This window comes from Streptomyces sp. B1866 (assembly GCF_031932565.1).
In the GTDB taxonomy this organism is placed as follows: domain Bacteria; phylum Actinomycetota; class Actinomycetes; order Streptomycetales; family Streptomycetaceae; genus Streptomyces.
Map to the genome: position 1 here is coordinate 1 of NZ_JAVSCF010000223.1, position 10663 is coordinate 10663.

6 protein-coding genes and 2 pseudogenes are annotated in these 10663 nt (G+C 74.5%); 6 read left to right on the forward strand and 2 right to left on the reverse strand.

Annotated features, from left to right (window positions below):
* Positions 1-1679: pseudogene (locus RKE29_RS23455) on the reverse strand (beta-ketoacyl synthase N-terminal-like domain-containing protein); the annotation flags it as partial.
* Between the two features lie 507 nt (positions 1680-2186).
* Between RKE29_RS23455 and RKE29_RS23460 the strand changes: the two are divergent.
* The 4 genes from RKE29_RS23460 (at position 2187) to RKE29_RS23475 (ending at position 6904) form a co-directional block, all read left to right on the forward strand.
* Complete coding sequence (locus RKE29_RS23460) at positions 2187-3377, forward strand: cytochrome P450 (RefSeq protein ID WP_312007570.1); 1191 nt, start codon at positions 2187-2189, stop codon at positions 3375-3377.
* Positions 3378-3442: 65 nt separating this feature from the next.
* Complete coding sequence (locus tag RKE29_RS23465; protein ID WP_312007571.1) at positions 3443-3895, forward strand: nuclear transport factor 2 family protein; 453 nt, start codon at positions 3443-3445, stop codon at positions 3893-3895.
* On the forward strand, positions 3892-4959 hold the full coding sequence (locus tag RKE29_RS23470) for a beta-ketoacyl-ACP synthase 3 (protein WP_312007572.1): 1068 nt from the start codon (positions 3892-3894) through the stop codon (positions 4957-4959). The genes RKE29_RS23465 and RKE29_RS23470 overlap by 4 nt, the downstream gene beginning before the upstream one ends.
* 163 nt (positions 4960-5122) lie before the next feature.
* Positions 5123-6904: a 3-hydroxyacyl-CoA dehydrogenase NAD-binding domain-containing protein gene (locus RKE29_RS23475; RefSeq protein ID WP_312007573.1), complete on the forward strand. Its 1782-nt coding sequence runs from the start codon at positions 5123-5125 to the stop codon at positions 6902-6904.
* 46 nt (positions 6905-6950) lie between these two features.
* Here RKE29_RS23475 and RKE29_RS23480 read toward each other — a convergent pair whose 3' ends face one another.
* Complete coding sequence (locus RKE29_RS23480; RefSeq protein WP_312007574.1) at positions 6951-8120, reverse strand: acyl-CoA dehydrogenase family protein; 1170 nt, start codon at positions 8118-8120, stop codon at positions 6951-6953.
* A 371-nt stretch (positions 8121-8491) separates the two neighbouring features.
* Here RKE29_RS23480 and RKE29_RS23485 point away from each other — a divergent pair, with 371 nt between their 5' ends.
* Complete coding sequence (locus tag RKE29_RS23485) at positions 8492-9733, forward strand: glycoside hydrolase family 18 protein (RefSeq protein WP_312007576.1); 1242 nt, start codon at positions 8492-8494, stop codon at positions 9731-9733.
* A gap of 108 nt (positions 9734-9841) precedes the next feature.
* Positions 9842-10663, forward strand: a pseudogene (locus tag RKE29_RS23490) (hypothetical protein); the annotation flags it as partial.

The window sequence follows — 10663 nt, forward strand, 5'->3', positions numbered from 1 at the left end:
CGCACGCGACGACGCCAACGACCACCCCACATCGGCGAGGGAGAGGTCGTCGCGCTCCTCGGTGTACGCGGCGAGCCGCGCGGCCTGGGCGCGCAGCCCGTCGCGGCCCCGGCCGGAGACCGGCCACGGCAACACGGGCGCGCCGGCCAGCGGGGCCGGGGCGGCGTCGTCGCGCTCGGGGTGCGACGACGCCGCGTCCTGGGTGCCCTGCCACTCCGAGACGACGACGTGGCAGTTGGTGCCGCCCATGCCGAAGGCGGAGACGCCCGCCAGCAGGGGCCGGTCCTGGTGCGGCCAGGTGCCGGTGGCGTCCTGGACCCGCAGGTTGAGCGCGTCGAGCGGGATGTCCGGGTTGGGGGTGGCGTAGTTGAGGCTGGCGGGCAGTTCGCGGTGCTGGACNCGGAGACGCCCGCCAGCAGGGGCCGGTCCTGGTGCGGCCAGGTGCCGGTGGCGTCCTGGACCCGCAGGTTGAGCGCGTCGAGCGGGATGTCCGGGTTGGGGGTGGCGTAGTTGAGGCTGGCGGGCAGTTCGCGGTGCTGGACGCTGAGGACGACCTTGAGCAGTCCGGTGATGCCCGCGGCGCCTTCCAGGTGGCCCACGTTGGTCTTCACCGAGCCGACCGCGAGCGGGGCGTCGGCCTGGCGGGCGTGGCCGATGACGGCGCCGAGGGAGGCGGCCTCGATCGGGTCGCCGACCTTGGTGCCGGTGCCGTGCAGTTCGACGTACTGCACGTCGGCGGGGTCGACGCCGGCCCGCTCGTGGGCCAGGCGCAGCACTTCCTCCTGGGCGAGCTGGTGGGGGGCGGTGAGGGTGTCGCCGCCGCCGTCGTTGTTGACGGCCGAGCCGAGCAGCACGCAGCGGACGGGGTCGCCGTCGGCGAGGGCGCGGGAGAGCCGCTTGAGGACGACGACGGCGCCGCCCTCGCCGCGGACGTAGCCGTTGGCGCGGGCGTCGAAGGTGTAGCAGCGGCCGTCGGGCGACAGGGCGCCGAACCGGGCGATGCGGTCGGTCGTCTCGGGGATGAGGTTGAGGTTGACGCCGCCGGCGAGCGCCACGGTGGACTCGCCGGTGCGCAGGCTCTCGCAGGCGAGGTGTACGGAGACCAGCGAGGAGGACTGGCCGGCGTCGACGGTGAGGCTGGGGCCGCGCAGGCCGAGGACGTAGGAGATGCGGTTGGCGATGATGCTGCGGTGCAGGCCGGTCATGGAGTGCGGACCGGCCGCGTGCACGCCGTGCTGGGCGGCCAGGGCCGCGTAGTCGTCGGCGATGACGCCGAGGAAGACGCCGGAGCGGGCCTCGGCGAGGTCGTCGGGGACGATGCGCGCGTCCTCCAGGGCCTCCCAGCTCAGCTCCAGCATGAGGCGCTGCTGGGGGTCCATCAGCGCGGCCTCGCGGGGGGCTATGCCGAAGAATCCGGCGTCGAACCGCTCGATCGCGTCCAGGTCCAGGAAGCCGCCGCGCACCGGCCGGGCGGCGCCGGTCGGGCCGGTCTCGCCGTCGGTGCCGCCGTCGCCGCCCCAGCGGCCCGCGGGGAGGTCGCCGACGGCCTCGCGGCTGTCGCGCAGCAGGTCCCAGAAGGCCGACGGGTCCGGTGCCCCGGGGAGGCGGCAGGACACTCCGACGACGGCGATCGGGTCGTTCTGGCCGGCCGGCTCGCCAGGAGTCGCAGGCGCCGGGATCTCGCGAGCCTTCTTGTCCGCCAACACTATCTCCAGAGCTCCCCGAGAATACGTAGAGTTCAGACGTAGAGATCTACGAATAGTTCGAGAAAAGCAGAACTATAACGTGAACCGACCGTGCGCCTTGCGGGCCTGAGTGAGCTTCGCCCGATTTCGCTTCCGGCATCGCGTGCGGGCCGTTTCACGGGCATCATGCCGTCGGCACGTATCCTGCCGCAAGCGGGTTCCGAAGTGGCGAACTTCATGTCAGGCTGGGTCATGTTCTCTCGATCTCAACAGGCCGGGCCCACCCGTGTCCACCGGGTCTTTACGCCCTTCCACCCCTAGTCGGCCCGCCGGGCACCCCTACGCCTCCCCGGTCGCCCCCTACAGGGCTTCTGGGGATGCCCGGCGAGAGGCCGTGCCGCTACGGTTTCCTGGCGTCAGCAACCGCTCCATCGGCACCCCCACTGATTCCTACCGTCCCCCGCCGTGTCCACAGCACCTTGTGGCCCGCTAGGAGCTTTCATGGCCGAGCAGACCATTTCCCTGACCCCCCCTTCGGCCGCCGACGGCGGAGCGGCGCTGTTCGAGTGGCTGCGCCAGATGCGCGAGGAATGCCCGGTCGTTCAGGGAAGCAACGGAAGCTGGTACGTCTTCCGTTATTCGGACGTTCAGCACGTACTGTCCTCGTACGCCGACTTCTCGTCCGATCCGACGCCCATCTCGCCGCGGGCGGCGCAGGTCGCCAAGGGGGACCTGGCGCAGATCGACCCGCCGGAACACCACCACCTGCGCCGCCAGGTCAGCCGGGTGTTCACGCCGCGTACGGTGGCCGAGCTGGAGCCGCGCATTCTGGAGATCGGCCGGCAGCTGCTGGAGGAGGCCGGGGACGCGACCGAGCTGGACCTGGTGCACCAGCTGACGCACCCGCTGCCGGTGATCGTGATCGCCGAGCTGCTGGGCGTGCCGGTGGAGGACCGGCCGATCTTCCGGCACTGGGCGGACCGCATCATCGCCGCGAAGATCGCCGGGGTGGACGACCCGGAGACGTACGACCGGCTGCGGACGGCGATCGAGGAAATGGACTACTACCTCGAAGGGCAGCTGGAGGAGCGGCGCGACGAGCCGGGCGACGACCTGCTCAGCAAGATGGTCGCCAGCGAGCTGGAGGGTGAGCCGATCTCCAGCGCGGAGGCGGTGAACTTCGCGCGGCTGCTGCTGATCGCGGGGCACATCACCACGACGATGATGCTGAGCAGTTCGATCCTGTGCTTCGACGAGTACCCGCAGGCGGCCCGGGAGCTGCGCGCGGACCGGTCGCTGATCCCGGCCGCGGTCGAGGAGGTCATGCGCTACCGGCCGCCGTTCACCATCACCGGGCGGTACACGACGCGGGATGTGGAGATCTCCGGCGTGACGATCCCGGAGCGTTCGGTGGTGATTCCGTGGCTGGCCTCGGCGAACCGGGACGAGCGCCAGTTCGCGAACCCGGACGTGTTTGACATCCACCGTTCACCCAACGCGCACCTGGCGTTCGGCAAGGGAATTCACTTCTGCATCGGAGCGCCGCTGGCCCGGCTGGAGGGGAAGGTCGCCCTGAACCTTCTCTTCGACCGCTTCTCGGATGTGCGGCTCAACCGCGACGCCAATCTGGAGTTCTACGAGCAGAACTTCTTCGGCGTGAAGTCCCTGCCGGTGACCGTGCAGCCTGCCTGAGCCGCGCGAGAACACCCCGGCCCCCCGCACCCACCCGCCGCACCGTAAAAGCCACCGGAGAACACATGCCCGACGAAGAGACGGCGAAGCGACTGATTCTCGAACACTGTCACAAGATCAACGAAGGTGATGTCGACGGTCTTCTGAAACTGTACGCAGAGGACTGCTCCTTCGAGGATCCGGTAGGTAACGGGAAGCAGTACGGACTGGAGGCGCTGAGCCAGCGCGCCGCCGCCGCCATCTTCTCCGGCGCCTACGAGGACGCCGCCACTCCCGTCGCCTCCAGGGACGGCCGGTGGGCGGCGGTGCCCATGGTGTCGACGTTCAATTACCTGCCGCTGGCGGGGCCCGCGATGGCACAGACCGGGCTACTTCCGCCCGAGCCGCCGGAAAACCCCGAAAACAAGATGATCAAGGTGAACATCGTCATGGTCATCCGGGTCAACGAGGACGGTCTGGTCGATCAGATGCAGGCCTTCTACGGGCGCGGCGACGCGTCCATAGTCGACAAGAAATGACCGTGCGTCAGGTGCTGGAGCGGGGGGCCGACATGGGTATCGGTGTGCTGGGGACCGGCTCGTATCTGCCGGCGGAGACGGTCAGCAACAGCCTGGTCGCGGAGCGGGCGGGCGTGACCGACGAGTGGATCGTGCGCAAGACCGGTATCCGCAGCCGCCGGTACGCCGCCGAGGACGAGGCCACCTCGGACCTCGCGGTGGCGGCGGCCGAGGCCGCGCTGCGCGACGCGGGGATCGGCGCGCACGAGGTGGCGTGGATCGTCGTCGCCACCTCCACGCCCGACCACCCGCAGCCGGCCACCGCCTGCCTGGTGCAGCACCGCATCGGCGCGCACCGGGCGGCGGCCTTCGACGTCAACTCCGTGTGCAGCGGTTTCGTGTTCGCCCTGGAGGCGGCGGCCAGGCTGCTGTCCCCCAGCCGCGTGCCCGGGCCCGGTTCCCCCGTCGGGCCCGGGTACGCGCTCGTCATCGGCGCCGACGTGTACTCGCGCATCATCGACCCGTCCGACCGGCGCACGGCCGTGCTGTTCGGCGACGGCGCGGGCGCGGTCGTGCTCGGCCCGGTGGGCCCGGACCGGGGCCTGGTCGGCTCGCGGCTGGCCAGCCACGGCGACCGGCACGACCTGATCTACGTGGAGGCGGGCGGCAGCCGCGCGCCGGCCTCGGAGAAGACCGTGGCGGCGGGCCGGCACTTCTTCCAGATGAAGGGGCGGGCGGTCAGCGAGTTCGTCGCCGAGGAACTGCCGCGCGCCGTGCGGGAGGTGCTGGACGCGCACGGCGTGGACCCGTCCGGCGTCGACCACTTCATCCCGCACCAGGCCAACGGCGTGATGCTGCGCGACACCTTCCCCGCGCTCGGGCTGCCCCGGGCGCGGCTGCACCTGACGGTGGACGAGCACGCCAACACCAGCGCGGCGTCGATCCCGCTGGCCCTGGACAGCGGCCGCCGCGCGGGGGCGTTCGAGGACGGCGACCTGCTGCTGCTGGCCGGTTTCGGCGGCGGCATGTCGGTGGGCACGGCGCTGGTGCGCTGGGACGGTTCGGGCGGCTCCGGCCGCCCCTGAGCGCGACCGGCCCTGAGCGGCGACCGGGTCCGGGCGGCGGCGGGCGCGCCCGGGCGCGGGCGCGCGGGCGGGCGGACGCCGGGGCCTTCCGGGCGGTCCGCCGCCGGCCGGGACCCGCGCGAGCGAGCGCCCGCCGAGCCGCTTCGGAAAGGACTCATTCGGCATGGCAGAGCGCTTCGCGCACGTCGCGGTGATCGGGGTCGGCGCGGTCGGCTCCCTGTGGGTGGGCCTGCTGGCCCGCCACGGGCTGCGGGTGACCGCCGTGGAGGCGGACGAGGACCGGCTGGAGCGGGCCCGAGCCCGCGTGGCGGGCCTGGGCTCCCGCACCGCGGACGGCGACGGGCCGGACGGCGCCGGGGACCGCGGCCCGGCGGACGGCGGCGCCGTGCGGTGGACGACGCGGCCGGCGGACGCGGCGGACGCGGACCTGGTCATCGAGGCGGTGCCGGAGCGGGCGGCGGCCAAGGCCGAGGTGCTCGGCGCGGCGGTCGCGGCGTGCGGCGCGGACACGGTGTTCGCGACCACCACGACCGGGTACGCGGTGGCCCGCCTGGCGTCGCTGATCGGCGCGCCGACGCGCACCGTGGGCCTGCACCTGTTCCCGTCCGGACCGGCGGGCGCGGTCGAGGTGGCGGGCACGCCGCTGACCGACGCGCCGGTGCGCGAGGCCGTGCTGGCGCTGGCCGGCGGCCTGGGCCTGGCCCCGGTGGCCGTGCACGACCGGCCGGGGTTCGTCGGCGGCGCGCTGACCCTGGCGTACCTCAACAGCGCGGTGACGATGTACGAACAGGGCTACGCGTCCCGCGACGACATCGACACCGCCATGCGGCTGGGCTGCGGGCTGCCGTCCGGGCCGCTGGCGCACCTCGACGCCATCGGTCTGGACGTGGCGCGCGACACGCTCCAGGCGCTGTACGAGCGGACCGGCGAGCGGGACTACGCCCCGGCGCCGCTGCTGTCCCACTACGTGGCGGCCGGGCTGCTGGGCCGCAAGTCCGGCCGCGGCTTCTACGACTACCAGGACGGCCGCCGGGACGCCGGGCCCGCGGCCGGTGCCGCCGGGCAGCCCGGCGCGGGCCTTCCGCGGCGCCCGGTCGGCGCCGTCGGCGTGGTCGGCTCGGGCACGATGGGCGCGGGCATCGCCGAGGTGTGCGCGCGGGCCGGGCTGACGACGGTGCTGGTGGCCCGTACCGAGGCGCGGGCGAAGGAGGCGCTGGGCGCGGTCGAGCGGTCGCTGTCCCGGGGGGTGAAGCGCGGCAGGCTGACGGCGGAGGACAGGGAGGCCGCCCTGGCCCGGCTGACCGGCGCGGCGCAGCCGGAGGCGCTGGGCGGCAGCGACCTGGTGATCGAGGCGGTCGCGGAGGACCTGGGCGTCAAGCGGGAGCTGTTCGCGCGGCTGGGCGCGGTGTGCCGGCCGGGCGCGGTGCTGGCCACGTCGACCTCCAGCCTGCCGGTCGTGGAGTGCGCGACGGCCTCGGGCCGGCCGGGCGACGTGGTGGGCCTGCACTTCTTCAACCCGGCGCCGGTGATGCGGCTGGTGGAGGTGGTGCGTACGGCCCTGACGTCCGACGACGCGGTGGGCACGGCGTACGCCGCGGCGCGGGCGCTGGGCAAGAGCCCGGTGGGCTGCTTCGACCGGGCGGGCTTCATCGTCAACGCCCTGCTGTTCCCCTACCTGAACCGGGCCGTGGGCCTGGTCGGGGGGCAGTCGGTCGCGGCGGACGACGTGGACGCGGTGATGGTCCGCGGCCTGGGCTACCCGATGGGGCCGCTGGCCCTGCTGGACGTGGTGGGCCTGGACGTGTCGCTCCAGATCCAGCGCACCCTGCACGACACCTTCCGGGAGCCGTCGCTGGCCCCCGCGCCCTCGCTGGAGCACCTGGTCGCAGCCGGGCATCTGGGGCGGAAGACGGGGCGGGGCTTCCGCGTCCACGCCGCGCGGTGACCCCGGCGGCCCCGGCGTGCCCGGGGCCGCCGGGGCGCCCTGGCGGTCAGCGGCTCTCGGGGCCGAGGAGGTGGCGGGCGACGACCACGCGCTGGATCTGGTTGGTGCCCTCCACGATCTGCAGCACCTTGGCCTCGCGCAGGTAGCGCTCGACGGGGAAGTCGGCCGTGTAGCCGTATCCGCCCAGCAGCTGGACGGCGTCGGTGGTCACCCGCATGGCGGCGTCGGTGCAGAACAGCTTGGCCATCGCCGCCTGGCTGCCGAACGGCTCGCCCGCGTCCCGCCGCCGCGCGGCCGCCAGGTACAGCGCGCGGCCGGCCTCGATCTGGGTGGCCATGTCGGCGAGCAGGAACCGCAGGCCCTGGAAGTCGGCGACCGGGCGGCCGAACTGGCGGCGCTGCGTCACGTACGCCGCCGCCTCGTCGAGCGCGGCCTGCGCGAGGCCGACCGCGCAGGCCGCGATGCCCAGCCGGCCCGCGTCCAGGGCGGACAGCGCGATGGCGAAGCCCTGGCCCTCCTCGCCGACGCGGCGGGCGTCGGGCACGGTGACGCCGTCGAAGCGCACCTGGGCGGTGGGCGAGCCGGTCAGGCCCATCTTGCGCTCGGGGGCGGCCGCGGACAGGCCCGGGGCGTCGCCGGGCACCAGGAAGGCGGTGACGCCGCGGGTGCGGTGCGGGCCGGTACGGGCCAGGACGGTGTAGAAGTCGGCGACGCCGCCGTGGGTGGTCCACGCCTTGGTGCCGTGCAGGGTCCAGGTGCCGCCGTCGCGGGTGGCGCGGGTGGTCATCGCCGCGGCGTCGGAGCCGGCGGAGGGCTCCGACAGGCAGTAGGCGCCCAGCAGGCCGCCGCCCAGCATGGCGGGCAGGTGCTCGGCGCACTGCTCCTTGTCCCCGTAGGCGGCCAGGGCGTGGCAGGCGAGGGAGTGGACGCTGACGCCGACGCCGACGGTGAGCCGGGCCGCGGCCAGCTCCTCCACGGCCTGGAGGTAGACCTCGTACGGCTGCTCGCCGCCGCCGAACTCCTCCCCGTACGGCAGGCCCAGCAGCCCGGAGCGGGACAGCAGGGCGAACAGCTCGCGCGGGAAGCGGCCGGCCGCCTCCTCTTCGGCGGCGCGCGGCCTGATCTCCCGGGCGGCCAGCTCGCGGACCAGGGCGAGCAGGTCGCGGGCCTCCTGGGTGGGCAGCCGGCGTTCCACCGGCGTCGGGCCGTCGGTCATGGGCCGCTCTCCTTCCCTGTCGGGACGGTCGGCGGGCGCCGCCCTTCGGTGGAGGCGGCCCCGCGGGTCGTGCCGCGCGCGGCGGTCCCACCGGGTCGCGGCGGGGGTGACCTGCGGTCGCGGCGGTTGGAGTATGCCCGCTCGGCGGGCCCGCGTCACCGGCGGCGCGGGGCTTTCCCGCCTCTGCCGCGCCGCGCCCGGCCCGGCCCGCCGCCGCGGTGCCGGGACCCCGGGAAATTGGTCCAGGCCATTGACGCATTGGTCTAGTCCTCTTACCGTCGGTCGTGGACGTCGCCACCGTGGACGCGACACCCGCGGCGCGACCGGCTCCCCCCACGGGACCCGCCCCCCACCTCCCCGAGGAGACCGCCATGCACAGACCACGCGCCCCGCTCACCGCGCTCGCCGCCGTGTGCGCCGCCGTCCTGACCGCCGCCCTGCTCGCCGCCTCCCCCGCCGCGGCGGACGGCGCCCGGCCCCCGCAGCGGGCCGCCGCGGGCGGCAGGGTCGTCGGCTACTTCGCCGAGTGGGGCGTCTACCAGCGCGGCTACCACGTGAAGAACATCGAGACCTCCGGCTCGGCCGCCCGCCTCACGCACATCAACTACGCCTTCGGCAACGTCACCGGCGGCCGGTGCGCCGTCGGCGACGCCTACGCCGACTACGACAGGGCGTACGACGCGGCGGGCAGCGTCGACGGCGTGGCCGACACCTGGGACGCCGGGGCGCTGCGCGGCAGCTTCCACCAGCTGCGCAAGCTCAAGCGGCTGCACCCGGGCCTGAAGGTCCTGTGGTCCTTCGGCGGCTGGACCTGGTCGGCCGGCTTCGCCGAGGCCGCCCGCGACCCGGCCGCCTTCGCCGCGTCCTGCCACGCGCTGGTGGAGGACCCGCGCTGGGCGGACGTCTTCGACGGCATCGACATCGACTGGGAGTACCCGAACGCCTGCGGCAACACCTGCGACGCCAGCGGCCGCGCCGCCTTCCCGGCGCTGATGGCCGCGCTGCGCGCCCGGTTCGGCGAGCGGAGCCTGGTGACCGCGGCCATCACCGCGGACGCCTCCCCGGGCGGCAAGATCGACGCCGCCGACTACGCGGGCGCGGCCCGGTACGTCGACTGGTACAACCCGATGACCTACGACTTCTTCGGCGCCTGGGACGCCAAGGGCCCCACCGCCCCGCACTCCCCGCTCGTGTCCTACCCCGGCATCCCGCGCCAGGAGTTCACCACCGACGCCGCGGTCGGCAAGCTCACCGGCCTGGGCATCCCGCCGGAGAAGCTGCTGCTGGGCCTCGGCTTCTACGGGCGCGGCTGGACCGGCGTGACCCGCGCGGAGCCGGGCGGCGCGGCCACCGGCCCGGCCCCGGGCACGTACGAGGCGGGCATCGAGGACTACAAGGTGCTCAAGGCCAGGTGCCCGGCGGGCGGCACGGCGGGCGGCACGGCGGGCGGCACGGCGTACGCCCACTGCGGCAGCCAGTGGTGGAGCTACGACACGCCCGCCACCGTCGCCGGGAAGACCGCCTACGCCCGGCGGCAGGGCCTGGGCGGCACGTTCTTCTGGGAGCTCAGCGGCGACACCCCGGACGGCGAGCTGATCCGCGCGATCGGCTGACCGCGCGCCCGTACCGCGCCTGCCCGGCGGCCTTCCGGTGGCCGCCGGTCAGGCGCCGTGCGACGCTGAGAGCGGCCCTGTCCCGATACGGAACGCGGAGGTTCCCGGGTGCCGTGGAGGGAGCGCACGCGCGCCTGGACGGGCGGCAGCTTCGTGCTGCTGCTCGTCTACCTCGCGGCGGCCGTCACCCTGGACGTCGCCACCCCGCGCGCCTTCCGCCTGGACGTGTACTCCGCCGTCGCCCCGATGGCCGGTGCCGTCCTGTGCACCTACCGCCAGACCGTCGTGCTCGGCGCGCTCGACTTCACCTTCATGGCCGTCGCCCACGGCGCGCTGCCCGGCGACTTCCTCCTGGTCAACCGGGTCGCCGCGGTGTTCGGCAACGGCCTGATGGTGATCACCAGCATTGTCGTCGCGCGGCTGCTGCGCGACCGGGACGACCTGCTGGACCGGGTGCGCGCCACCGCGGAGGCGGCGCAGCACGCCCTGCTGCGCCCGCTGCCGCTGCACAGCGACGACCTGGTCGTCGACGGCTTCTACGTCGCCGCCCAGCGGGAGGCGCTGATCGGCGGCGACATCTACGAGGTGGTGGGCACGCCGTACGGGACCCGGGTGCTCATCGGCGACGTGCAGGGCAAGGGGACGCGCACGCTCGGCGCCGGGGCGGCCGTCCTGACCGCCTTCCGGGAGGCGGCCTACCACCGGCGCAGCCTGGTCGGCGGCGTGAAGGCCATGGAGCAGGGGCTCGCCCGCTACAACGCCGGGCAGGCGGTCGACGGGGGCGGCGAGCGGTTCGTGACCGCGCTCGTCTTCGGCCTGGAGACCCCGGAGCAGCGGGCCGCGCGGCCCGACACGCCCGACGGGCCCGCGGACGGCCGGCAGCCGCGGGGCGGGCCCGGCGAGCCGGAGGCCGGCCCCGCCGGCACGGCC